General features: G+C 62.2%; 23 protein-coding genes. 14 read left to right on the top strand and 9 right to left on the bottom strand.

Annotation, left to right across the window (positions count from 1 at the left end):
• Positions 1–49 precede the first annotated feature (49 nt).
• From ASD52_RS36445 to ASD52_RS36435, 3 genes are all read right to left on the bottom strand, one after another.
• Complete coding sequence (locus ASD52_RS36445) at positions 50–1111, bottom strand: ABC transporter ATP-binding protein (protein WP_025428431.1); 1062 nt, start codon at positions 1109–1111, stop codon at positions 50–52.
• Positions 1108–3345 (bottom strand): iron ABC transporter permease, encoded by a 2238-nt coding sequence (locus ASD52_RS36440; protein ID WP_057208918.1) that lies wholly within the window; start codon positions 3343–3345, stop codon positions 1108–1110. The genes ASD52_RS36445 and ASD52_RS36440 overlap by 4 nt, the downstream gene beginning before the upstream one ends.
• Positions 3346–3481: 136 nt before the next feature.
• On the bottom strand, positions 3482–4510 hold the full coding sequence (locus ASD52_RS36435; protein WP_025428433.1) for an ABC transporter substrate-binding protein: 1029 nt from the start codon (positions 4508–4510) through the stop codon (positions 3482–3484).
• A gap of 192 nt (positions 4511–4702) precedes the next feature.
• Between ASD52_RS36435 and ASD52_RS36430 the strand changes: the two genes are divergently transcribed.
• On the top strand, positions 4703–5704 hold the full coding sequence (locus tag ASD52_RS36430) for a substrate-binding domain-containing protein (protein ID WP_025428434.1): 1002 nt from the start codon (positions 4703–4705) through the stop codon (positions 5702–5704).
• 39 nt (positions 5705–5743) lie between these two features.
• Here the strand turns inward: ASD52_RS36430 and ASD52_RS36425 are convergent, their stop codons facing one another.
• Together ASD52_RS36425 and fabZ are read right to left on the bottom strand one after the other, a co-directional pair.
• Positions 5744–6541, bottom strand: a complete 798-nt coding sequence (locus ASD52_RS36425) for a phosphatase PAP2 family protein (protein WP_057226799.1) — start codon at positions 6539–6541, stop codon at positions 5744–5746.
• Between the two features lie 277 nt (positions 6542–6818).
• Positions 6819–7307 carry a 3-hydroxyacyl-ACP dehydratase FabZ gene (fabZ, locus tag ASD52_RS36420; protein WP_025428436.1) on the bottom strand — a complete coding sequence of 163 codons (489 nt, stop codon included), beginning with the start codon at positions 7305–7307 and terminating at the stop codon, positions 6819–6821.
• A 354-nt stretch (positions 7308–7661) separates the two neighbouring features.
• On the opposite strand from fabZ, the gene ASD52_RS36415 reads away from it, so the two are divergent.
• From ASD52_RS36415 to ASD52_RS36400, 4 genes are all read left to right on the top strand, one after another.
• Positions 7662–8357, top strand: coding sequence for a response regulator (locus ASD52_RS36415; RefSeq protein WP_025428437.1), 696 nt, complete (start codon positions 7662–7664; stop codon positions 8355–8357).
• The gene (locus ASD52_RS36410) at positions 8354–9526 is read left to right on the top strand and encodes an ATP-binding protein (RefSeq protein WP_171521349.1); all 1173 of its coding nucleotides are present in this window, start codon (positions 8354–8356) and stop codon (positions 9524–9526) included. The genes ASD52_RS36415 and ASD52_RS36410 overlap by 4 nt, the downstream gene beginning before the upstream one ends.
• Positions 9527–9742: 216 nt before the next feature.
• Positions 9743–10747 (top strand): DUF535 family protein, encoded by a 1005-nt coding sequence (locus ASD52_RS36405; protein ID WP_234908102.1) that lies wholly within the window; start codon positions 9743–9745, stop codon positions 10745–10747.
• A gap of 144 nt (positions 10748–10891) precedes the next feature.
• Positions 10892–11284: a GFA family protein gene (locus ASD52_RS36400; RefSeq protein ID WP_025428440.1), complete on the top strand. Its 393-nt coding sequence runs from the start codon at positions 10892–10894 to the stop codon at positions 11282–11284.
• Between the two features lie 25 nt (positions 11285–11309).
• On the opposite strand, the gene ASD52_RS36395 is transcribed toward ASD52_RS36400, so the two are convergent.
• The 3 genes from ASD52_RS36395 to ASD52_RS36385 all read right to left on the bottom strand — a co-directional run bounded on the left by ASD52_RS36395 (position 11310) and on the right by ASD52_RS36385 (position 13540).
• Complete coding sequence (locus tag ASD52_RS36395) at positions 11310–11939, bottom strand: LysE family transporter (protein WP_025428441.1); 630 nt, start codon at positions 11937–11939, stop codon at positions 11310–11312.
• A gap of 3 nt (positions 11940–11942) precedes the next feature.
• Complete coding sequence (locus ASD52_RS36390; protein WP_025428442.1) at positions 11943–12392, bottom strand: Lrp/AsnC family transcriptional regulator; 450 nt, start codon at positions 12390–12392, stop codon at positions 11943–11945.
• 89 nt (positions 12393–12481) lie between these two features.
• A complete protein-coding gene (locus ASD52_RS36385; RefSeq protein ID WP_057208922.1) occupies positions 12482–13540 on the bottom strand; it encodes a LacI family DNA-binding transcriptional regulator in 1059 nt (352 codons plus the stop codon).
• Between the two features lie 242 nt (positions 13541–13782).
• Here ASD52_RS36385 and ASD52_RS36380 point away from each other — a divergent pair, with 242 nt between their 5' ends.
• The 8 genes from ASD52_RS36380 (at position 13783) to ASD52_RS36345 (ending at position 22234) form a co-directional block, all read left to right on the top strand.
• A complete protein-coding gene (locus ASD52_RS36380) occupies positions 13783–14775 on the top strand; it encodes an autoinducer 2 ABC transporter substrate-binding protein (protein WP_025428444.1) in 993 nt (330 codons plus the stop codon).
• A gap of 183 nt (positions 14776–14958) precedes the next feature.
• Positions 14959–16473, top strand: coding sequence for a sugar ABC transporter ATP-binding protein (locus tag ASD52_RS36375; protein WP_025428445.1), 1515 nt, complete (start codon positions 14959–14961; stop codon positions 16471–16473).
• Entirely contained in the window at positions 16466–17467 is a 1002-nt protein-coding gene (locus tag ASD52_RS36370) for an ABC transporter permease (RefSeq protein ID WP_025428446.1), read from the top strand. The genes ASD52_RS36375 and ASD52_RS36370 overlap by 8 nt, the downstream gene beginning before the upstream one ends.
• Complete coding sequence (locus ASD52_RS36365) at positions 17464–18462, top strand: ABC transporter permease (RefSeq protein ID WP_025428447.1); 999 nt, start codon at positions 17464–17466, stop codon at positions 18460–18462. The genes ASD52_RS36370 and ASD52_RS36365 overlap by 4 nt, the downstream gene beginning before the upstream one ends.
• 2 nt (positions 18463–18464) lie before the next feature.
• A complete protein-coding gene (locus ASD52_RS36360; RefSeq protein ID WP_025428448.1) occupies positions 18465–19313 on the top strand; it encodes a sugar phosphate isomerase/epimerase in 849 nt (282 codons plus the stop codon).
• A gap of 93 nt (positions 19314–19406) precedes the next feature.
• Positions 19407–20852, top strand: a complete 1446-nt coding sequence (locus ASD52_RS36355; RefSeq protein ID WP_057226875.1) for an FGGY family carbohydrate kinase — start codon at positions 19407–19409, stop codon at positions 20850–20852.
• A 20-nt stretch (positions 20853–20872) separates the two neighbouring features.
• Complete coding sequence (locus ASD52_RS36350; RefSeq protein WP_057208924.1) at positions 20873–21568, top strand: class II aldolase/adducin family protein; 696 nt, start codon at positions 20873–20875, stop codon at positions 21566–21568.
• A gap of 93 nt (positions 21569–21661) precedes the next feature.
• The gene (locus ASD52_RS36345; protein ID WP_162254190.1) at positions 21662–22234 is read left to right on the top strand and encodes a gluconokinase; all 573 of its coding nucleotides are present in this window, start codon (positions 21662–21664) and stop codon (positions 22232–22234) included.
• A gap of 370 nt (positions 22235–22604) precedes the next feature.
• Here ASD52_RS36345 and ASD52_RS40685 read toward each other — a convergent pair whose 3' ends face one another.
• On the bottom strand, positions 22605–22727 hold the full coding sequence (locus ASD52_RS40685; protein ID WP_025428452.1) for a hypothetical protein: 123 nt from the start codon (positions 22725–22727) through the stop codon (positions 22605–22607).
• Positions 22728–23347: 620 nt separating this feature from the next.
• Here ASD52_RS40685 and bcsN point away from each other — a divergent pair.
• Positions 23348–24325, top strand: a complete 978-nt coding sequence (gene bcsN / locus ASD52_RS36340; RefSeq protein WP_025428453.1) for a cellulose biosynthesis protein BcsN — start codon at positions 23348–23350, stop codon at positions 24323–24325.
• Positions 24326–24423 lie beyond the last annotated feature (98 nt).

Below are 24423 nucleotides of genomic sequence, written 5' to 3'. Positions count from 1 at the left end.
ATGCTGTAACGCTCTAAATTTGCTGCATAATGTTCCCGGGTTTAAGGAGTTATGCAGTAATCAAAGCAAGGCCGCGGTTGCGGAAGCCGATGGCGACTTCGGTCGAGGGAGATAACATCTCCTCGATCGCATCATCAACCACGAATAGCAATCCATTCTGTGTTTCAACTTCATACTCGATGTGGCCGCCGAGATAGGCGGCGGTACTGATCGTACCGGGCAGTGCTGCACCAGTCGCCGGCGTCAGCGTCACGGCATTGGGGCGCACGGCAAGCTTCGATGGGCCGGGCCGAGCATCGCGCGATGGCAGCCTGTGTTCGAGGCCGCCGACACGGATGGTGGCAAGGCCGGCGTCGGATGCGGTGATCTCGCAAGGCAGCACATTGGCCTCGCCCATGAAGTCGGCGATGAAGGCCGATGCCGGCGCCTCGTAGAGTTCGCGCGGCGCCCCCTCCTGGGCGATCTCGCCATCCTTCATGACGATGATCCTATCGGAGACGGCAAGCGCCTCGTCCTGGTCGTGCGTGACGTAGACGGCGGTAAAGCCGAGCCGTTGTTGCAGCTCGCGGATTTCGGTGCGGACGCGCCGGCGCAGCCGCGCGTCAAGGTTGGAAAGCGGTTCGTCGAGCAGCAGCACCTGCGGCTCGAGCACCAGCGCGCGGGCGACGGCGACGCGCTGCTGCTGCCCACCGGACAATTCGGCCGGCAGCCGCTGGCCAAGGCCGCCGAGGCCGACGAGCTTCAGGCCTTCCTCGGCCCGATCGCGTGCCTCCTTCTTTTTCATGCCCGAGGATTCCAGGCCGTAGGCGACGTTGTCGAGCGAGGTCATATGCGGGAACAGCGCGTAGGACTGGAACACCATCGACACATCGCGCTCGTTGGCCGGTAGCATGGTGACGTCCTTGCCGCCAATCAGGATCCGGCCGGCGGATGGATGCTCCAGGCCGGCGAGCATGCGCAGCGTGGTGGTCTTGCCGCAGCCGGATGGCCCCAGCAGGGTGACGAGAGTGCCGGGTTCGATGGTCAGCGACAGATCGTGGATGGCGGTGAAGGCGCCGAACTGCTTGCGCACGTTCTGGAAGACGACCGAGCCGGTGCGTGGGGTGCTCATGCGGGGTTCTCCTGGGAAAGGGTCTTGGTGGCAGCGCGGGCCGGAGCCGCGCCGAAGACGCGGTTCTCCCGCCGAAGCTTGCGCTCGCCGACAAGCAGTTGCAGGCCGGTGATGACAGTGATCATCACCACGATGAGGGCCGACGAATAGGCGATCGCCACGCCGAACTCGCCGTTTTCGACGAGGCCGACGATATAGGACGTCGCCATGTTGTATTCGGCGCTGACGAGGAAGACGACGGCGCTGATCGACGTGATCGCCCGGACGAAGGAGTAGACGAGGGCGGCGACGATCGCCGGACGCAAGAGCGGCAGGATGACCTTGCGCAGAGTGCGGAAGCTGGTTGCCCGGAGCGTCAGCGATGCCTCGTCCAGGCTTTTGTCGAGCTGGCTCATCGCCGCGATGCCGCCGCGTACGCCCACCGGCATGTTGCGGAAGACGAAGCAGGCAACGAGGATCAGTGCCGTGCCGGTCATTTCGAGTGGCGGCAGGTTGAAGGCGATGATGTAGCTGATGCCGATGACCGTGCCGGGAATGGCAAAGCTCAACATCAAGGCGAATTCGAACACATCCCGCCCGGCAAATCGCTGCCGGACGATCAGGTAGGCGGTCAACAGCCCGACGAGGGCCGTCAGTGGCGCTGAGATCAGCGCGATTTCCATCGTCGTCCAGAATGAATTCCAGGCGACGCCGGTCCAGGCGATGACGCCGTCGGTGACCGAGAACGAGAAGGCCTTGATATAGTGCTCAAACGTCAGCGAGTTATCGAGACCCCAGGTTTTCACGAAGCCGCCAAACAGGATCATGCCATAGACCACGACCGTGAAGATCATCCACGGGATCACCACGGCGTGGACGCCGATCGACAACGAGCGGGGCAGAGCGATATGCGAGCCGGAATCGCCCTTGCCGGTGACGGTGGAATAGTTCTTGCCCGCCAGCCAATAGCGCTGGGCGAGGAACGCCGACAAAGTGAAGCACAAGAGGATGATCGCGAGCACGGCGGCGCGTGACGGGTCGTTCTGCGCGCCGACGACGGCAAAGAAGATTTCCGTCGAAAGCACACCATGGCTGCCGCCAAGCACGAGCGGATTACCGAAATCGGCCATGCTCTCGATAAAGCCGATCAGGAAGGCGTTGGCGAGGCCCGGCTTCATCAGCGGAAGCGAGACGTTCCAGAATGTCCGCCAGCGGTCGGCCCGCAACGTCTGCGATGCCTCTTCCATCGAAGGGCTGACGCCCTCGACGACGCCGATCAGTACCAGGAACGAGATCGGGGTGAAGGACAGCACCTGCGCGATCCAGATGCCGGTGAGGCCATAGAGCCAGCGCCCCGGCTCGATGCCAAAAGCATCGGACAGGAACTCGGTAATGACGCCGGCGCGACCGAAGAGCAGGGTCAGCGCCAGGCCGATGACGAAGGGCGGCGTGATGATCGGCAGCACCGTCAGCATGCGCATGCCCTTCTTGAAAGGGAAGCGGGTGCGGGTTGCGACGAGCGCGAAGGCAAGGCCGAGCAACGTCGAGCCGGAAGCGGTCATCAGCGCCAGCCACAGCGTGCGCCAGGCGACGCCGCAGCGCTCGCCCCCGGTGACGCAGCCAAGGCTCCAGATCGAGCCGTCCTGGATGTTGCGCAGGAAACCGTCAGGTTTGAACGAACCGTCGAAGTCCTGGACTGAAGCCGCAAACATGCTGCCGACGGGATAGAAGACGAAGACGACGACGAGGCAGACGAGCAGCGCGATGGAGGCGACGATGAAGGCATCGCCCTTCATGACGCCGCGCTCCGCCAGCCCAAATGCGAAGATGAGGATGAAGGCGAGGGAGGCGAGAACGGCGCCGGCGCCCATCGAGGGCTGTCCGTCGGCAAGCGGGCCGAACAGGGTTTCGCTGATCGTCCAGGTCCAACCGGTAAAGCCGATCGCCAGACCCTGGGCAGCGATGAAGAGAAGGCCGAGCGCGCCGGCTACCGCCAACACCAGGCCGCGGCGGGCCGGATCGCGGACGAACCGGGCAACTGCGCAGATGCCGAGCAGGACGAGCGCGACGACGAGCCATGAACGCCCGTGGGCAAAGATTTGCGCAAGGCCGGGTGCCACGGCAGCATCGGAGGGGAAGCCGGAAAGCCAGCCAAGCCCGAAGAAGCCTCCCTCGATGCGGTACCAGGGCACAGCCAAGAATGCGGCCAGCCCGAGCCCGAGTGTGAGGTCGAGCCTACGGTTGCGATGTTCCATCACGGTCCTCGCGTCTCTTCAATATTGGAATGTCGATTTGTTGCAGGGCCGGCTTTCGGCCGCCGGAAACGCCTGCGGTCTTTCGAGATGTGATCGACCGGATCGTTCGATCCGGCCGATCGTAAACCGAATGGCGTCAGTTGGCGCTGGCGCCGACGTCGCGGTCCCAGCGCTCAAGCAGCGCCTTGCGCTTTTCGGAATCGCCGTAGGTGGCGAAGTCGTAGTCGATCAGCTTGATGTCCTCGAACTTGGGTGCTTCCTTCGGCACTTCCGCACTCTTGTTGGACGGCAGCTGGAAGGACTTGGCATCCTTCATGCGCGACTGAACGTCTGCCTTCAGCGCCCAGTCGTACCACGCCTTGGCATTGTCAAGGTTCTTGGCGCCGCGGATGATCGACATCGAACCGATCTCGTAGCCGGTGCCTTCGCAAGGGGCGATCGCCTTGATCGGGAAGCCTTCGGCTGCCTGGGCGACGGCATCATGCATGAAGACGATGCCGAGGCCGGCTTCGCCGCGGGCGGCCGACTTGACCGGCGCCGAGCCGGACTTGGTGTATTGCGCGACGTTGGCGTTGAGCTTCTTCAGGTAATCGAACGCCTCGTCTTCGCCCATGATCTGCACCAGCGATGCAAGCGCCGTATAGGCGGTGCCCGACGAGTTGGGGTTTGCCATCTGGATCTCGCCCTTCAGCGACGCGTCCAGCAGGTCGGCCCAGCATTTCGGCTCCTTGAAGCCCTTCTTCTGGAAGATCTCGGTGTTGTATCCCCAGCCGAGCGCGCCGGCATAGACGCCGACGGTGCGATAGCCGGAGCCTTCGGCCTGCTTCTTTGCCCAATCCTGGAGCTGATCGAGCATTGGCGACTTGTATTCGAGCGTCAGCCCGTCGGATGCGGCCTGCAGATGCGGGTCGCCGGTGCCTGCCCACCAGATATCGGTCTTGGGGTTGCGTGCCTCGGCACGAACCTTGGCATAGGTCTCGCCGGAAGACAGGCGAACCATGTTGACCTTGATCCCGCTTTCCTTCTCGAAATCGGCGGTCATCTGCTCGCAAATGACGACGTCCGCCGAGCAGATTAGATTAAGACTGCCTGCCGCCTGCGCCTCAGACGCCGCGAATGCTAGGCCGGTTGCGGCGAGCGCAACCGAAATGGATACAGCTTTCATAACTTCCTCCCAATGATGCGATGCCTCCACACCGCAGTAATGCAAGCGCGTGCAAGGTGTCACATGGATTGGAATGTTGTCAATCCGAGTCCAAACAAAAGCGGAAAGTTTAATCTGTTGGGTTTGATCGAGCTTGCACAGGTCTGCGATTTGTTGCAAGAAGTTTGCAAGGCCGTGCAAGATTGGTTCCCGATGAGCGACAAGATATTCGTCAGTGCCGAGGAAGTAGCAAGGAAGGCCGGCGTTTCCCGGTCCGCCGTTTCACGCGCGTTTACAGCGGGTGCAAGCATTGCGCCGGAGACACGCCGCAAGGTTATGGAAGCGGCCGAGGTGCTCGGCTATCACGTCAATCATCTGGCCCGCGGACTGATGCGCAACGAAAGCGGCATCGTCTGCCTCGTCGTTTCCGATATGGGCACGCCTTATCGTTCTGCGCTGATCAAGGCGCTGACGCAGCAACTGCAGAACGCCGGCAAGATCGCGATGCTCGTCAACACCGACCGCTCCGACGAACGTGTCGATATGGCGTTGCGGCAGGCGATCCGGTACCGGGCCGATGCCTCGATCGTGCTGTCCGGCATGCCGGACAAGTCGCTCGTCGACCTCTGTGTCAGGAATGGCCAGCGGTTGGTTCTGATCAATCGAAACGACGAGCATCAGGGACCGCTCCGGATAAACCTCGACGAGGACGACACGGCGCAGAGCGTTGTGACGGCGTTCCTGCGGGCTGGCTGTCGCCGTCTCGCCTTTGCCAATTCGGAGGCGGGAACGCCAAGCCTCATGGCGCGCGAAGTGGGCTTCGTTGCCGCCGCGCGGGAGCAGGGGCTCGATGTGACCGTCGAGCGCTTCGGCCCGACGGGTTACGAAAGCGGCAAGGTTCTCGCTCAGCGACTGATGACCCGCCGCGAGCGCCCGGATGCGGTCTTCTGCGTCACCGATCTCGTGGCTCTCGGCTTCATGGACGCGGCCCGACATCAGTTTTCGCTGTCGATCCCCGACGATCTCTGCGTCGTCGGCTTCGACGACATTCCGCAGGCGGCCTGGAACTCCTATGACCTGACGACATTTGCCCAGCCGATCGAGGAGATCGCGGCAGCGGCGGTCGCGTGGCTGATGAGTGATGATGTCGGGCAATCGCAGTCGCTGCGGCTCAACGCCCCCTTCGTCTGGCGCCGGTCCGTGCGCAGCGCCTGAGTAAGCAGAAACCGACCGGCAGCGAGGCTGCCGCCGATCTCATGTTTCGAGATGGCGTCGGCCGCGTGTCAGAGCGGCATCGATGCGCGTGCCGTGGGCTGCAAAGGCCGACCATAGCCACAGCATGATCCAGAGCATCAGCAACCAGGCGAGCACAACATCCGAGAGAAAATGGGCGCCGAAGGCGATGCGATTGAGCGAGAAGGCGAGCACGACGGGGATCAAGGCGATTATCGTCGTCAAGCGCCATCGTGTTGGTAGAAAGACCACCAATGCAATCAACGCAATCGCTGTCGCCGCCTCGCCGGAGGCAAACGAACAACTGCGCGAACAGGCGCCGGACACCTGCCAGGCGGGCGTAAACGGCAGGGTTCCGCCGAACTCGATGATTTCGGAGGGGCGGGCGCGACCGACCAGTCTTTTCAGAAGCTGGATGGCAAGGCCCGGGCCGGCCGCATAGAAGGTCAGGAAAAACAACATTTTGTGCGGGCGTGGCAGCCAGGCGCGCGGCGCGCGCATCTGCACGGCTAGCGTGACTGCTACGGCAGGCAGGATCAAAATCGGGATCAGACGGTTGAAATCGCGCAGCAAACGCAGCGCGTGTTCTCGCGATAGCGGAAAATCCGCGTCACCGGCCGCCGCCCAGCGAGACACGGCAAGATCGATGCCGGGAAACGCCATGAAAATGAAGCCTACGAAGATCGTTGCCGATGCGGCTGCCTGGACCGGCTGTTCCTGGACGTAGGCGTAGCATCGCGCAAGCCATGTCTGGGGATTGGCAGCCTGCCACCGGCGGCCGGCGGCAGGTGTGATGGTGGATTGCAGGAAGCTGGACATTCCGAATGCTCGCGATGAAAAAATCTGAGGAGGTGCGAGCGGGAGAGTTGCGGTTGTCTGTCAAGGAAGGGCGGGGAACTCGAGAAGGCTCGGAGCGCACGGAAAATCAACCATTCGAAGTGGTGCTTAGGGCCGCTGGGGCAGGCATTCCTCCCCACGCGGCGCTGGGCAAGGCTGCGCCACCGCGAGCGCCAAAGTGACTGCTAAGCGGTTAACGCAAGCATCGATAAGAAACGGACGACCCATCGAATCGCCACGCGTGGCTGTCATGGCAAGCTCAAGCCGCCGCCACGGGTTGCTTCCCTTCGGTCTCCAGGTATGCCGAAATCTCGGCCTCGGCAACGAGCGCGCCGTCGACCAGGGCCTCGCCGCGGTAACGCCAGATATTGCGGCGATAGGCGAGCTTGGTCATGTGATAAGCGATGGCGTCGCCAGGGCGGACGGGCTTGCGGAACCGTGCCTTGTCCACCGTCAGCATGTAGATGATTTTGGGCGTCAACCCTTGCGCCAGCTTGGAGGCGGCACACATGACGCCTGCCGTCTGCGCCATGCCCTCGATGATGAGCGCTCCGGGAAAGACCGGATTGCCGGGGAAATGCCCTTGAAACTGCGGCTCGTTGATCGAAACATTCTTGATCCCTACGCAGCTTTCTTCGCCACGGATCGAGACGAGCCTGTCGACGAGCAGGAATGGATAGCGATGCGGGATGCATTGCAGAATCCTGGCAATGTCGGCCGACGTAAGATGGTTCGTTTCAAGAGGCATGAAAGTTTCCTTGTGGTTTTTAATGGTTGGCCCGCGTCCGGCCATGCGAGAAGAGGTGGCGGTCCGCCATTCGGCCCGATCCGGATGAGCGAGCCAGGCGTGTGCAGTTTCGATCGGTCGTGTTGGATGGGGCCGCAAGTTAGCGTTACCGGCACATGCACCGTGCTCGACAGCTATGGTCCGGGGGCGTCGGCGGGGACACTCTGTTCGATTTGTCAAGAAATGGCGGAGAAACCAAGAACGCTTGATGCGGAACGCTCTGTGATGCTGTCGAGCACTGCTCGGATGAATTGCATGCCGGATTTTTTCGTCCCATAAGTTCGAGACCACAACACATGCGCGAGGAATTTGCAGATGGTCGACAAGGGGCTCATCCTTTTGGTCGAGGACGAACCGGAGATCGCGCAGATCCTCGATGCCTATCTCGTGCGCGATGGCTTCAGGACTGTGCGTGCCGCGGATGGTGAAACCGCGCTTACCCACCATTCCGTGCTTTCGCCCGATCTCATTCTTCTCGACGTGCGCATCCCGCGGCTCGACGGTTTCGAAGTGCTGGCGCGCATCCGTCGCGAGAGCAACACTCCAACGATCATGGTGACGGCCCTTGCCGAGGATCTCGATCGACTGGCTGGCCTTAGGCTCGGCGCCGACGACTATGTCGTCAAGCCGTTCAATCCGCAGGAGGTCGTGGCTCGCGTCAATGCGGTGCTGCGGCGGACGCGAAACGGCGCCGGCGCCACGATATTGCGCTTCGAAAACGTCGAGGTCGACCTCGACGCCCATGCCGCCTTTATCGACGACAGCGGCAAGCGCCGGTCCCTGCCGCTGACGCTCAGCGAGTTCCGTATCCTGGCCCACATGATCCGCCGCCCGACGCACGCCTTTGATCGGGCCGACATACTCGACGCCTGCCTTCCGGATAGTGACGCGCTGGCGCGCACCGTCGATACCCACGTCGCCAACCTTCGGCGCAAGCTTGAGGATCTCGGAGCCTGCGGATTCTTCACCGCGGTTCGCGGCGTCGGCTACCGGTTCGTGGAGCCGAGATGAAAATCAGAATGTCGCGGCTGCCGCTCAGCGTTCTCACCGCCATGCTTCAGGCGGTCCTGCTCGTGGTCAGTGTTTGTATCGTCTATTTCGGGGTCATGTGGGTCGAGTCGGACCTTGAGGAGCGGATGCTCAAGCGGATGCCGTCTGGCGCGGCCCAGGCATATACCGACCTCAATGCCGGCCGCATGCCTCAGGAGGAGCACCTTCGGTCGCTCGTCACCAACATCCCGCAGATTGAGGAATGGGGCAACAACGAGATCGACCTGTCGATCATCACGTTCGGTGTCATCGCTGCGGCAACCTGCAGCCTGATCGGCTATTGGCTTGCCCGCAAAATCAGCCGCCCATTGGAATTGCTCGCGCAGGCAACCGAGGATCTGCGCGCGGGCGATTTCGCAGTCCGTGTTGGATCCGTGCGGAAGGGGGCGAAGGAAGTGGCGACGTTGATCAGGACTTTCGATGAACTTGCGGCGGAACTTGAAAGCATGGAAAGCCGTCTGCGCTTCAACACGATGGCCGTCGCCCACGAACTGCGCACACCGCTGACGATATTGCAGGGCAATCTGCAGGGCATGGCCGACGGGGTCTTTCCGCTGGAACAGGAGCGTGTGCGGCAGCTCCTCGTGCAGGTGGAAGGGTTGTCCGCCCTGGTCGAGGATCTGCGCACACTCTCGCTGGCGGCGGGCCAGAAGCTGGTCACCCAGCTCAGCGCCGTCGATCTTTCTGCCGAGGCGACACAGGTGCTCGGCGCCTCCCGCACCATTCTGGCATCCGCAGGCCTCTCGCTTGAGGCAGCGCTCGAACCAGCGGTCGTGTCGGGCGATTCCCAGCGCCTGCGCCAGGCCCTGCTCGCGCTCGTCGAAAATGCCTGCCGCTATGCGGCCTCCGGTGGCGTGCTTCGCTGCGAAACCGGTGCGCGTGGAGCCGATGAAGCCTTCATCCGCGTGCTCGATCGCGGGCCAGGGCTCCCGGACGACGTGTCGACCCATTCGATCGACCTGTTCTGGCGCGGCGATGCGTCACGATCGCGAGCAACCGGCGGAACAGGCCTTGGCCTCTCCGTCGTGCAGGCGATTGCCAAGGCCCACGGCGGCCGGCTGGAGTTCGCAGCGCGCCCCGGCGGCGGAGCGATGATCACCATAATGCTGCCGCGCGAAAGCGCCGCCTGATCACTATCAGAATGACCTTGAATAGGGCCGGGTCAGGTCCTGTGCAGCGTTCGGCGAAAGCCGAGCGGCGATTTGCACGCGGAGATGGATGCGCCACAAACGGCGCTCAATTCCCGATCACATCTCCGCATTCCCTTGACAAACAGAAGGCAAACCCAGCGGCGCCGGATATCCCGGCGATGCTTGGACAAGCATTTGCTTTCAAGGAATTGCATCATGTCCCTGGAAGGTCGTTTGCAGGAATACAGCGCTCGATCGGGTTTGCCATCGCTCCCCTTAGATGGCGGTGACACAGTAGAGGCCCTGCCGCCATCGGTGGGCTTTGTCGCTGCCGCCAATATGCCGGAGCGCGGTCGCTCGGGCCGGCAGATCCTGTGGCAGGTCCTCAAACTCGGCGGGCGGCTCACGTTGAAGCGAGCGGCCGTGTTCTCGATGCGCCTTTTGCTTCAGCCGGTGCTGACGACGCGCTGGCTCGCCTTTCTCGGCGCGTTCGGCGATCGCTACAAATTGGGGCTTCCGCATGACGATCTCATCCGCAAGTCGGTCCCGACCTTTCTGCTGCATGGCGCGTCCTCGCGGCGGCGTCTTGAACTGTTGATGGACCACTTCGATGTGGCGAGCGAAGTCCTGTCCCGCCGCTCGCTGATGGCGCTTTGGCGCGGCACACCGATGGAAATGGGCACCGTTGGCGGGCGCGACGAAAACTATCGCATCCAGTTGCTGCTGGCCGACCACTGCGGCGGCCGCCATGAGGGCGCCTTTGCGATCAGGCTCAGCCGGCAAAGCGATCGCTATGCGCTGTGTACCGTCAGTTTTGCCTTCGTGCGCTGCGGTGAAGGCGCCTATAGCCTGGCGATCGGCGGTATGCAGGGGCCGCGCGGAGGCGATGCGAAACGTGCGTTGATTACCGCGACCCGCGATCTTGGTGGTTTGCGGCCCAAGGACGCCGTTTTGCTGACGCTTCAGGGGCTCGCCTCCGAGGGCAACGCTCCGCACGTCTATGCCGTCTCCAACGAAAGGCATGTGATCAATCGCAGGCGGCGCAAACGCCGCCGGATGATGATGGCCGATCTCGATGCCTATTGGCGCGACAGGGGAGGCGAGCCGTCTGATCCGTTCGGCTTCAGTCTTCCGACCGGCGAGGGCCAGGCCGCGCAAGGCGGAAACAGGCGCGACCAGAGCAAACGTGCGTTTCGCGACATCGGCGCGTGGTTCTACTGACCGCCGGCGCATGACTGCTCTTTTCCTGGACCTCTGACGGAGTGTGTCAATACAGCGCTACGCCAAGTTGCGTGCTGCACGCTATGTTGTGCGAATCGAAACTGCAACTGAGGGTAAAGAGTGACAAGAGCCGTGACCAAGAGGATGAAACCACATACTGGTGGATGCCTTTGCGGGGCGATCCGTTTTGAGGCGCAGGGGCCGGCTGGAAAGCCGCACACGTGCTCCTGCAAACTGTGCCAGCGGCATTCGGGTGCACTGACCGTCGCCTGGGTTGAATTCCCAACGGAAGCTGTTGCCTGGATCGGGCCGGGCGGTGCGCCCTCGACCTATCGCTCCTCGGACTATTCCAGTCGCGCCTTCTGCGCCACGTGCGGGAGCACGATCGGTGCGCTCGATGACGCACCCGTCGTGGCATTGGTGCTCGGCTGTTTCGACAAGACCGGTGCCATTGATCTGATCCCGGTCTCGCATAGCTACCGCGGCGGACGACCGAAATGGTGGCATGTCGAATGCGTTAAGCCGACAGCCGGATAGCCGCCGACAGCTGTTGGCGTAGCTCTTAATCTGAGGCGAGGTTCACAACGACCGATCCGATGGCTATCGCACCGAAGGCAATCAGGACGATACCCGAAAGGCGTGAGACCCAGCTGACAAAACGGTCGGGCAGGCGTTGCCGGGCAAGGGCGATCCCGCCGCTCAAAAGCATCCACCAGGCGAGTGAACCGAGGAATACGCCGGCAACGACGATGGCGGCGTTCGCAAGCCCACCGGCTTTCGCCAGGCCGAGGACGGCGAAGAACGCGGCAAAGGACAGGATCGTCAGCGGATTGGCGATCGTCAGCGCGAAGGTCGCCGCGGTTGTCTGGATGAGGTCGCGCGCACCGACCTGGGCCGCGGCTGTGACCGGGCTCGGTTGAAGCCCACGCCAGCCAAGCCAAATCATGAAGGCGCCGCCGAGCAGGCTGAGCGGTGTCGATACCGTGGCGAGCAGGGTCGCAAAGGCAGCAAAGCCGGCGGCCGCTAGCAGCGCATAGCTGGCGTCAGCAAGCGCCGTGCCCAAGCCGCCGGCGACACCGGCCCAGAAGCCGCGCTCGAGCGTGCGGTTGATGCATAGCACACCGATCGGGCCGAGCGGGGCAGCAATGGCCAGGCCGAGCAACAGGCCTTTTCCAAACAGCAATGCAGACATGGATCAGCGCTCCGGGCTGGTGAACTGGGTTTCCCTTACAGTCGACAAGGCAATCACCGTCTCGCTACGAGCCAGGAAGCGGCGGTGCTTGAGCTCTGCCAGGAAGGGCTCGATATCGCCGAGCGATGGCATGCGTACCTTGACGCAATAGGACCAGGCGCCGGTGACGTGATGGCACTCCGCCACGCAAGGGTGATCGGCCATGAAGGTGCGAAACGCGGCTTCATCCGCATCGGGGGATAGTCCGACCCAGACATAGGCGAGCACGTCGAGCCCGAGCGCGCTATGGTCGGCGTCGATGGTGAAGCGGCGGATCACCCCGCTAGTGACGAGCCGGCGGATACGTTCGTTGACCGAGGAGGGCGAAAGCTCGACCGCAGCACCAATGTCGGTCAAAGACCGGCGGGCGTCCTGCGCGAGAATTCCAATGATTTTTCTGTCTATTTCGTCCATATCCAATGAATACGTGGAAATAGAATAGATGTACAGAAAAATCATCGGTGGAAATATTGCGCAGCCGAAAAATCAACGGAGATCGTAGCTCAGTCGATGTCCTTGAGGGCATCGAGCGGGCCAGTGAGCGCCGTGCGCGGTTGGACCAGCTCGGGGCTGATCAGGTGAATGCGTGGCTGGGGCCGCCCTTCTTCGATGACCTCGAACGCCTTGGCGATCATGCCTTCGACGTCCTGCCGGATCATGATGACCGGGAAGGGCAGGAAGGACGCGAAGGGGTCGTAGTCATAGCAGCCGACGGTGAGGTCGGCGAAGTTCTCGTGCGGATGACCGGCCATGAAACGCAACAGGCCCTCGAAGTTGATCGAGGAGTTGACGAACAGGGCGCGCGGCAGCTTGCCGTGTTTTTCGTAGAAGGCTTCGAAGGCGAGCCTGGCATTGTTGGGAGCGTAGCCTGTCGGCTGGATGCAGCCGTCCGGATCCTCTCCCAACAGCTCGCGTTTGACGGCGCGGAAGCCACGGATGCGCTCACGGCTGGCGTGGTCGTCGCGGCCACCGAAGAGGTAGAGCTCATCCGGCCGCAGTGGCTGATCCGCCGGGAAATGGCGGATGATCGCCTCGGTCAGCATCCGGCCGCCTTCGTAGTTGTCGCTGATGACGGACGGAACCTTGGTGCCGGGTAGGTCGATATTGATATGCTTCAGGCCCACGGTCTCGCAGACTTCGTGCACGCCGTCCGGGTCTGTCGCTCCGCAGATGAATAGCTCGTCGATCGAGTAGGAGATCAGCGTCTCTGCAGTCCGGCGCTCTTCTTCCGGGTCGCGACTGGCGCTGACGACGATCGGGCATTGTCCCTTGCTTCTGACATGCGCTTCGAAGGTCTGCGCCATCGAAGAGAAGTAACGGTTGTCATGGACGGGCAGCAGCAGGCCGATGAGGCCCGAGCGCGAACTGCGCAGGCCGCGTGCCTGGCGGTTGGCGGTGTATTGGTGGGTTTCGGCCAGGTCGCGGATCAGCGCCGCCGTGCTCTCCTTGATCCGCCGCTTCTGCCAGGTTCCATTCAGAACCGCACTCACGGTTGAAGGCGAACTGCCTGATAGCACCGACAAGTCGTAGATCGTCGCCTTCTTCTTGCTGCTCTTCGTCATCCACGTGCCTCCCTCATCGTCTTAGTGCCGATTTCCCCTTGACGAAAGATTAAGTCTGCACAATAGTCTTTGCACCATCGATTGTGCAAACAAGAAATATCGATTGTGCATGCGATGGTGTCGTCTGAGGAGGCGGCGATCAGGGAGGCGGGAATTCGTTCCCAGCCAGTTGCGATTTGAAACTGGAGGCCGGCGCTTTTGCAGCCGGGCGTGTCCCCTATGGGGGCGAGTGGAGGAGAGACATGATCAAGAAAATTCTGGTCGCCGCCCTGGCGACATCGCTGTCGCTTGCCGGTGCGGCTGCCGCATTCGCTCAGGACGCCGGAAAGGTCGGCGTCGTGGTCAAGATTGGCGGTATTCCGTGGTTCAACGCCATGGAGGCCGGTATCAAGGAACGTGGCCAAAAGCTCGGCATCGACGCCTTCATGGTCGGCCCGACGAGCGCCGACCCGGCGCTGCAGGTACGCGCCATCGAGGATCTGATCGCCCAGGGCGTGAAGGTCATCGGCGTCGTGCCCAACGATGCCAAGGTTCTGGAGCCGGTTCTGACCAAGGCGAAGGAAAAGGGCATCATCGTCATTACGCATGAATCGCCGAGCCAGAAGGGCGCCGACTGGGATTTCGAGCTGGCGTCCTCGACCGGCTTCGGCGAAGCGCATGGCAAGCTGCTCGCCGAGAAGATGGGCGGCAAGGGCGAATATGCCGTCTTCGTCGGCTCGCTGACCGTGCCGCTGCACAATGCCTGGGCCGATGCAGCGATTGCCTACATCAAGAAGAACCACCCGGATATGACGCTGGTCGGCGAACGCTACGGCGTTGCCGAAGACGTCGACAAGAGCCGCTCGACCGCGCTCGACCTGATTTCCGCCCATCCGGACCTCAAGGGCTTTCTTGCCTTCGGCAGCCAGGGACCGATCGGGGCAGGCCGCGCCGTGGAAGAGCGCCGCAAGGTCGGCGAGATCTTCGTGCTCGGCCCGTTCTCGCCGGGCCAGGGGCAGAAGCTGGTGAAGTCGGACGCGATCTCCGGCGGCTTCATGTGGAATCCGAAGCAGGCGGGCGAAGTGTTCGTGACGCTCGCCGACAAGCTGATGAAGGGTGAGGAAGTCAAGGACGGCGACGAGATCGAAGGTCTCGGCAAGGTCAAGCCGGACTTCGAGAACCACAACATCATCGTCGATCAGCTCGTGCCGATCAACAAGGATACAGTCGCGGACCTTGCGGCCATGGGTCTCTGACCCGCTACAGCGTCGCACGTCCTATTGGACGCGCAAAGACCGCTGTAACGCTATGAATTGTTGCATGTTTTATCCCTAGATCAGCAGCGATTTAAGGAAACATGCAGTGGGTTCTCCCGGCTGCTGGGCCGGCTTCGGCCGGCCTGGCACGTCCCTTCAAAACGGTATTCGGGGCACACGTTCATGCATCAGCTTGCGACCGCGGGAGGCAGCGAAATGCCGCTTCTGTCCCTGCACGACATCAACATGACTTTCGGTGGCGTCAAAGCGCTCAAAAATGTGAGCTTCGACGTTCGTCCGGGCGAGGTCCATTGCCTCGCGGGCGAAAACGGTTGCGGCAAGAGCACCCTGATCAAGATCATTACCGGCGTCTACCGCCCGGCCGAAGGCGCCTCGATCGAATATGACGGCGAGACCTATTCGCACATGTCGCCGGTGACCGCTCAGGATCGCGGCATTCAGGTCATCTGGCAGGACCTGGCGCTTTTCCCCGAAATGAGCGTCGCTGAAAACATCGCCTTCCAGACCGTTCTCGGCCGCTGGCCGAAGCTGGTCGATTATGGCCGCATGCGCAAGATCGCGACGGATGCGCTTGAGCGCCTCGGCATCACGCTCGACGTCGACCTGCCGCTCAAGGAATATGCGATTGCCCAGCGCCAGATCGTGGCGATTGCCCGCGCGCTCGTCGGCGAAGCGAAGCTCGTCTTCATGGATGAACCGACCGCATCGCTGACCCAGTCGGAGACCGATCATCTGCTCGACATCGTTCGTGGCCTTTCGGCCTCCGGCGTCGCCGTCGTCTTCGTCAGCCACCGCCTTGCGGAAGTGCTGGAAATTTCAAGCCGCATCACCGTGCTGCGCGACGGTGCGCTGGTCGGCGTCTATCCCGCCGCCGGCATGACGCAATCGCGCATCACCGAACTGATGACCGGCAAGACCTTCGACCAGCAGGTCCGCGCCAAATCCGGGCAGGATCAGCCCGTCGTGCTGGAGGTAAAGGGCCTGAGCCGCCCCGGCCAGTTTGATGACATATCGCTGACCGTCAGGCGCGGTGAGACGCTGGGGATTACCGGTCTTCTCGGCGCCGGTCGAACCGAACTCGCGCAGACGCTCTTCGGCATGCTGCAACCGGTGGTCGGTACGATTACGCTCGAGGGCAAGCCGGTCCGTTTCGCCTCCAATCGCGATGCCATCAAGGCGGGCGTCGCCTATCTCTCCGAAGACCGGCTGTCGCTCGGCCTCATCCAGCCGCAGTCGATCGCCGACAATCTCGTCATCAGCTCGCTCGGCAAGATCGTTTCGGGCGGCTTTCTTTCGGATGAGCGCAAGCGCAAGCTCGTCGCCGGCTGGATTGCCGATCTCGGCGTCAAGATCGGCCTGCAAGGCGACGCGATCTCGACGCTGTCAGGCGGCAATCAGCAGCGTATCGCCATCGCCAAATGGCTGGCGACCGATCCGAAGCTGCTCATCCTCGACGCGCCCACCGTCGGCGTCGACGTCGGCGCACGCGCCGGCATCTTCGACATCGTCGCCAAGCTCGCAGAGACGGGGCTCGCGATCATTCTGATCTCCGACGAGGTTCCGGAGGTCTATTTCAACGCGGACCGCGTCCTGCACATGGCGCAGGGTCGCATCGTCGGCAGCTATGATCCCCGCAGCGTTCCGCTCGCCGAAATCGAGGGGGCGGTCTATGCATAGTTTCGCCCGCACCCACGCGACGGAAGTCGCGCTGCTCGCCGTCATCGCCGTCATCTGCACGGTGCTGTCGTTGGCGACGGCCAATTTCTTCTCGCTCGGCAACGCCTTCGATCTCCTGAACACCAGTTCGGTCAACATCATCTTTGCCGTCGGCCTGCTGGTCGTGCTCATCGCCGGCGGCATCGACATCTCCTTCGCTGTTGCCGCCTCGGTGGTGCAGTACGGTACGGCGATCGCGCTTGGCTGGATCGGCGGCGGCGGCTGGATCTCCGGCCTGATCATCGCCGGATCGATCGGCATATGCCTTGGCGCCATCAATGCGCTGCTGATCCACCGTTTCCGCATCATTTCGATCGTCGCGACGATCTCGACCTTCAATATCTACTTCGGCCTGCTGATGTTCTTCACCAAGGGCGTTTCGATCTACGACCTGCCGGAATGGCTGACGGATCGCGTCGTGCTCTTCGAGCATGAAATGGCCGACGGCAGTTGGATCGAGATCACCCTTCCGGTGCTGGTAATGGTGCTGTGCGTCATCGCCACTTGGGTGCTGATCACGCGCACGACCACCGGTCGCCAGCTCTATGCCTTCGGTGATAATCCGGAAGGCGCGCGCCGCTTCGGCATCAACATCGGTGCCATGCAGTTCATCGCCTTCGGCTGGCTCGGTCTGATGGCCGGCATCGGCGGGCTGGTGCAGGCACACTATGCGCAGGAAGTGGTGCCGAACGCGCTCTACGGACGCGAACTCGATGTCCTCGCTGCCGTCGTTCTCGGCGGTGCAAGGCTCGGCGGCGGCAAGGGCTCGGTGCTTGGCTGCGTGCTCGGTGTGCTCTTGATCGCGATCACCCAGAACGGGCTGAACCTGATGGGCGTTTCCCCCTTTGCGTTCAAGATGATCGTCGGCGCCATCATCCTGATCGCCATCACCCTTTCCAACACCAGCATCGAACGGCTCCTGCCCTTCGCCAGCCAGAAAGGTGCACGCCGATGACAAGGTTTTCGGATCGCCTGAAGGCATGGATCGGACCAGAGATGGCAGGCCCAGGCTTGGCGCTGGTTGCCGTCATCCTGGTGTTCGGCCTGGCGTCGCCTCAGTTTCTGAGTGCCGCGACCTTTGGCTCGGTGGCGTTCCAGCTGCCCGAACTTGGGTTGCTGACCCTGGCGATGCTGCTGCCGATCCTGACCGGTGGCCTCAACCTTGCCGTAACCTTCACCGCCAACATTGCCGGGCTGACGCTTGCCTGGGTGCTGCAGGCAAACGGTGGCGCGGATGCCGGTGCCGGTGCCTTTGCGCTCGGCTGTGTGCTCGCTGTCACAGTCGGGGCCGCAAGCGGCGTCGTGATGGGCCTGGTCATCGCCTTTACCCGCGCACACCCGATCCTCGTCTCGTTGTCGATGATGATCTTCCTGCGCGGTCTCGGCGAATTTCTGACGCGCGGTGGAGACGTTTCGGGTTTTCCCCCATTCATCGGGCCGCTCGGCCATGGTTCGATCGCTGGCGTACCGGTCCCGTTGATCGTCTTCATCGTCTGCGTGCTCGCCTGGCATGTGCTGCTGACCCGAACCAGGCTCGGCTTCAACACCTACATGATCGGCTCAAACCTTGAGGCAACGCGCTATTCCGGTATCAACACCCGCAAGGTGATCGTGCTTGTCTACACGCTCTCGGGCGCCATGTGTGCGATTGCCGGCATCATCATGCTGGCGCGGTTCAACTCGGTGCGCATCGGCCATGGCGAATCCTATCTGTTGATCACCGTGCTCGCCTGTTTCCTCGGCGGCGTCAATCCGTTCGGCGGCTTCGGCCGGGTCATTCCGGTGTTCGTGGCGCTCGTCGTGCTGCAGCTGCTGTCGTCCGGTCTTAATCTCATCGGCGCCAATCAGCACCTCGCCACGGCGGTCTGGGGATTGCTGCTCGTCGGCGTCATGGTGCTGCGCTTCGCCGCCTCCAAGTTCAAGATTTCATTTGTCAGAAAAGGAACGTGATCATGCAGGGTTTTGGCGTCCATACGAGCATGTGGACCATGAATTGGGACCGGCCCGGTGCCGAGCGTGCGGTCGCAGCTGCGGTCAAGTACAAGGTGGATTTCATCGAGATCCCGATGCTCAATCCGCCGGCCGTCGACACCGCCCACACCAAGGCGCTGCTGGAGAAGAACAAGCTGCGCGCGGTCTGCTCGCTCGGTCTTCCTGAACGCGCCTGGGCTTCCGTCAGGCCAGATGCGGCGATCGAGCACCTGAAGATCGCGATCGACAAGACGGCCGATCTCGGCGGCGAGGCGCTGTCCGGCGTCATCTATGGCGGCATCGGCGAGCGTACCGGCGTACCGCCGACCGAAGCCGAATACGACAATATCGCCCGCGTGCTGACGGCGGCGGCAAAACACGCCAAATCGCGCGGCATCGAACTCGGCGTCGAGGCCGTGAACCGCTACGAAAACCACCTGATCAACACCGGCAGGCAGGCCGTCGACATGATCAAGCGCGTCGGCGCCGACAATGTCTTCGTGCATCTCGACACCTACCACATGAACATCGAGGAAAAGGGCATCGGCACCGGCATTCTCGATGCGCGCGAGCACATCAAATACATCCACCTATCCGAAAGCGATCGCGGCACGCCGGGCTATGGCAATTGCGCCTGGGACGAGATCTTTGCGACGCTTGCGGCGATCGGCTTCAAGGGTGGCCTTGCCATGGAGAGCTTCATCAACATGCCGCCGGAAGTCGCCTATGGCCTCGCCGTCTGGCGCCCCGTCGCCAGGGACGAGGAAGAGGTGATGGGCAACGGCTTGCCGTTCCTGCGCAACAAGGCCAAGCAATACGGGCTGATCTAGAGCGTTTCCGGGCCTCGTTTAAACCGGAAACGCTCAAATTGGGCGGCGATCCGATCCTTGGCGGCCGGGCATGTGACGGGAGGTGCGGACATCATGCCAACACCATCACGCAACGAGCAGGGCACGATCGCGGTGCTCGACGTCGGCAAGACCAACGTCAAGCTCAATGCCGTCACGGCAGATGGTGTCGTGCTTGAGACGCTCAGCATCCCCAACCCGGTGCTGCCCGGACCGCCCTGGCGCCATCACGATCTCGGCGCCATTAGCGAGTGGGTCTTTTCCGGCATCGGACAACTCTGCCGGCGTCACCCACTTTCGGCCTTCGTTGCCTCCGGACACGGTTCCGGAGGCGTCCTTGTTGGTGACGATCCCGAGATCGGCGAGGGCGCCACCCTGCCGATGATCGACTATGAACAGCCGCTGCCGGAGGCGATCAAAGCCGGTTATGTCCCGCTGTCCGGATCGTTCTTCGACCGCGGCAGCGCGACGATGCATGCGGCAACCCATCAGGCCCGGCAGCTCTATTGGATGCAGGAGTGCGAACCGGAAGCCTTCTCGCGGGCGCGCTGGTATCTCGGTCTGCCGCAATACTGGGCATGGCGGCTTTCGGGCGTGGCGACCTCGGAGGCGAGCCTGCTTGGCGCGCAGTCGCATCTCTGGAACGTGGCGGAGCGGCATTTCGCACCGATCGTCGCGGCGCGTGGCTGGGGCCGGCTGATGCCGCCCTTCGCCGACGCCTGGCAGGATCTCGGGCCGGTGCGCGCAGATTTGGCGCGGCGTCACGGCTTGCCGCAGGGGCTTCGTATCCTGGTCGGTGCGCATGACAGCAGCCTCAACCACTACCGCTATCATGCCGCCGGACTGCACGAGTTCACCGTCATTTCCACCGGCACCTGGATTGTCGGTTTCTCCGGTCAGACCTCGATCGACAAGCTCGAAGAAAACAGGGGCATGACCTTGAACAGCGACGTCTTCGGCAATCCGCTCGGTGGCGTGCTGACCATGGGCGGGCGAGAATTTTCGCTGGTGGCCGGCCCCGGGCAACCAAGCGACCCTGTGCCCGAACAGATCGTCCGGCGATTGATCGCCGGCAGAACGATGGCGCTGCCTTCCTTCGGCGACGACAACGGCTTGTTTCCGGGCAGCGCCGGGCAGGGACGTATATCAGGGCCGAAGCCGGAGACTGCCATGGAGCGGAAGGCGGTGGCGCTCGTCTATTGTGCGCTCTTGACCGCCGAATGCATCGAGGCCCTGGGGGCGGGATCTCTGGTCGTTCTCGACGGCAGCTTCCTGGGCGACCCGCTTTATGCCCGCCTTGTCGCCGCACTGCTGCCGGACCGACAGGTCCGGTTCAATCTCGATGCCTACGGCGTTGCATCCGGCGCGGCCCTGCTTGCCGGCCAACATTCCCGCAGGCGGCCAGCGCCGCTTTCGCTGGCCGAGGCCAGCGATGTCGCATCACTCACGGCTGCGATCTCCGACTACGCGACTGAGTGGCGTGCGAGGGCGCGTCAGCCAGCCGAACCCGTTTTCCACTGACACTTCGAAAGGAACGACTGATGAACCAGCCCGATGTACTCTCCCTTCGCCGCGAGATGGTGGATATCTGCCGCCGGATGAATTCGAGCGGCATCAACCAGGGGACGGCCGGCAACCTGTCGGTGCGCATCGGCGATGGTTTCCTGGTCACGCCCTCGTCGCTCGCCTATGAGACGATGCAGCCGGAAGATCTGGTCGAGATGGATTTTAAGGGCAACTACACAGGCCTTCGACCGTCATCCGAATGGCGTTTCCATCGCGATATCCTGCGCGAGCGCACGGATATCAACGTGGTTCTTCATTGCCACTCTATCTATGCCACCACGCTTGCTTGCCACCACAAAACCATCCCCAGCTTCCACTATATGACCGGCATTGCCGGTGGCACGACGATCCGCTGCGCCGAATATGCGACGTTCGGGACCCAGGCGCTGTCCAACAACGCGCTGGTGGCGCTCAAGGACCGCACCGCCTGCCTGCTCGGTCAGCATGGTCAGATCTCGCTCGGCAAGACGCTGGAATCGGCATTGTGGATGGCGATCGAAATCGAGACCCTCTCGCGCATGTATGTCCAGGCCCTCACGCTCGGCGAGCCGCCGGTTCTGCCCGACGACGAGATGCAGCGGGTGATCGCCCAGATGCGCCGGATGAGTTATGGCCAGGCACCTGATGATGAGGGCGTCAACGATCTCGCTCGCCCGCGGGCCGCCAGTTGACAGCAGCCGGGCTTGTGTCGTTGCTGGTGCAGCGCTATCAGCGACGTCGCGATTAGGCACCGGAGAGACGAGCGATCCATGGCGAGCCCCGATATGTCATCCCGTAGTCATGCGCCGAGGTTCCGTTGCTCGATTGTCGTCATGGGCGTTTCCGGCAGCGGCAAGACTTCTGTCGGCGAGGCGGTGGCACGGGGCTTTGGCTATCGCTTCATCGAAGGCGATGCTTTGCACCCGCAAGCCAATATCGCCAAGATGTCAGCCGGCATCCCGCTCACCGATGAGGACAGATGGCCCTGGCTCCGTGAGATCGGAAAGCAGCTTTCCTCGAGCGCCGACCCGCTCGTCGTTTCGTGCTCGGCGTTGAAGCGGAGCTATCGCGATCTGTTGCGCGAGAATGCAGGGGGAGATCTGGTCTTCGTCTATCTCCATGGCAGCCGCGACGTTCTCGCCGGCCGAATGCAACACCGCGAGGGGCATTTCATGCCGGCGTCACTGCTCGACACGCAGTTGGCGACGCTTGAAGAGCCGATCGGCGAGCCGCTCACGGTCGTCGTCGATGTCGATCAGCCCACGGTCGACGTGGTCAAGGCAACGCTTGCCGCACTCGACGGCCTGGGTTTGTCGAACAATGCTGCGTCATCTGATACCGCATTCGGATCGCGCTAGACCCGTCATCATCTGGATCTCCAGCAATTGCTGTGTCAGCTCCGACCGGGTGTCGGAAAGGCACCGCAAGTGCAGCAGTGCCGACCGTGAAACCGGCAGTACCGCTATTGATGACCGTCTGGATGCTAGCAGCCCTGTCTATCGGTCTCCCCGGCTTTTGTTCAGTGCCACAAACGGATTTGATCAAAGCCGGCACATCGGGCGTGAGAGCGATAGGCGTGGCTGGCCGCGCCCATGGGCTTGACATCCGATGGTTCCGATCATGGCGTTGTCCAAGCGGCGTTGAAGCCAGAAACGCGGCGTGCCTTGCTGTTCAAGGTGTGGCTGCAGACGCAGATCGCATAAACAGGCCTGCTGTTGGTGCGCCTCGCTAGAGGATGCGACCAAACAAGGAGCCGTAGGCGATGACGGCGATCGCGAGAGTAAACCCGGCACCCACGAAGATGGGGGTGAAATCGTAGTCATGGAAACGGGCGGGAAGTAGGCTTCGCATGGCGAGCTCCAATTTTCACTCTGCTTGCGACGGCCGCCGGACGGTGCGGGCAGCACGCTGCGATGACGAAAATGCCTCAAAGGAACCCGCAGCAGAGGCTTTGGCTCGTTCAAGAATTCGATCAGGTGGATCAAATCTATTTCAGCGTAAATCTCGGCGCAGATTTTTGTTGAAGATGAGCTTCACCAAAGATTTTGTACGCAGAAAGTTTTTCTATCCTGCGCTTCGGATATTAATAAGTAAACGTCTGGCTGCGGCAAATCTTCATGGATTGCATCGCTTCTGATGTTTTCTATTATTACCTGTTCGGCGAAAGAATTTATTTGAGTATTTTTCCGATTTTCACCCGGTCTTTGTATGTGAGGCGCGATAGCTATGCGCCTGTAGCGCCGTTTATGTCGCCTTTTTCAACATAGCGGCGGGCTCGCGGCGGTTGATCTGAAATGGCTCTGTAGGTTGCGCCGGATTGCCCGAGTTGGCGACCGCTGATGGACGCGTTTTCGCGGGGCTACTGTGCCAACTGCAATAGCTGCAACGGTCACCCCGCCACCAGAGCTCGAAAAGCCATCCCCTATCCTTTGCGGGTTTGCGAAATTGCCTGAATCACCTAATGCTCGGGCATGGCAGGACGATTTTTCAGCAGGCGATTCGACGTATCGGACGACCGCTCCACGATCACCAACAAGCCGCTGGGCGTGGTCGCGCCTACAGCTCTGCTTGCGGCAGGCCTCCTCATGTCCGGCTGCGCGACGCACAATGACGTCGGTACGCCGACCAATGCGACGATTGTTCCGGCCGAGAATGCGCTGATCCTGCCGCCGCCAGGCGGGCCCGCCGTTCTGAATGTGGTCGAGCGGCGAAGAACCAACGCCATCGAGCAGGATATCTACCTCTACACTTCGGCCGCGACGCCGGGGCAGAACTTCCTGCGCGCGCAGTTCTTCGGGCCGATGGAGACCAGGTTCGACCAGCAGAAGAGCAGCGGCTACGTTGCGGTCAGGAGCTCCGAGATGATGCGGCAGGCGCGGCGTGCGCTTCCCGGTGTGTCGTTGGAGCAGTCGTCGGACTTTCTGCAGAACAATTACGGGCCCTTCGGTTATGCTTATGGCCGTGGCCGCGGCGACGACGCCTGCATTTTCGCCTGGCAGCAGATACGCGGGGCGGAAAATCATCGTTCTCCCCTTAAAGGCTACGGCACCATTCAGATCCGCTTCCGCTATTGCGCAACTGGCGCAAGCGAAAACGACCTTCTCGCACCCGTCTATGGCTATACGATCGTCGGCACATTCGGCGATCCCGCCTGGAACCCTTACGGCGCCCCGCCGCCGCTGGAGGCGGGCATCGGCCGCGTTGGCAACCCGATTTACCGCAAGGAGCCGGCGCCCACTGACACGCGACCCGTGACCGTGATGACGGCGCCTGCGCCGACCAGGCGCGTGGTCCGCGTCGAGCAACCCGCGCGTCAGCAGCCAGTCGCCGTGCCGGCGACGGCGAATTCGATCAGGTTGCCGGAACCGGGTGGCGCGGCAAAGACTGGAGCGACCGTGATTGTGCCGTTACCTGCCTGCGATGCACCGGCGGGGGGCAATTGTCCTTAATCAGCTCCTAACGATCGTTTGGTATGGGCTCGTATCGGGCTTGCAAAAGCCCAGATGAAGTCAGGTCAAGCGATACCAGTGGCATGATGCCGAATGCT

This window comes from Ensifer sp. Root142 (assembly GCF_001426785.1).
GTDB classification, from domain to species: Bacteria; Pseudomonadota; Alphaproteobacteria; order Rhizobiales; family Rhizobiaceae; genus Ensifer; species Ensifer canadensis.
The sequence above is the reverse complement of the archived record's forward strand: the minus strand, read 5'-3'. Positions and strand labels throughout refer to the sequence as shown.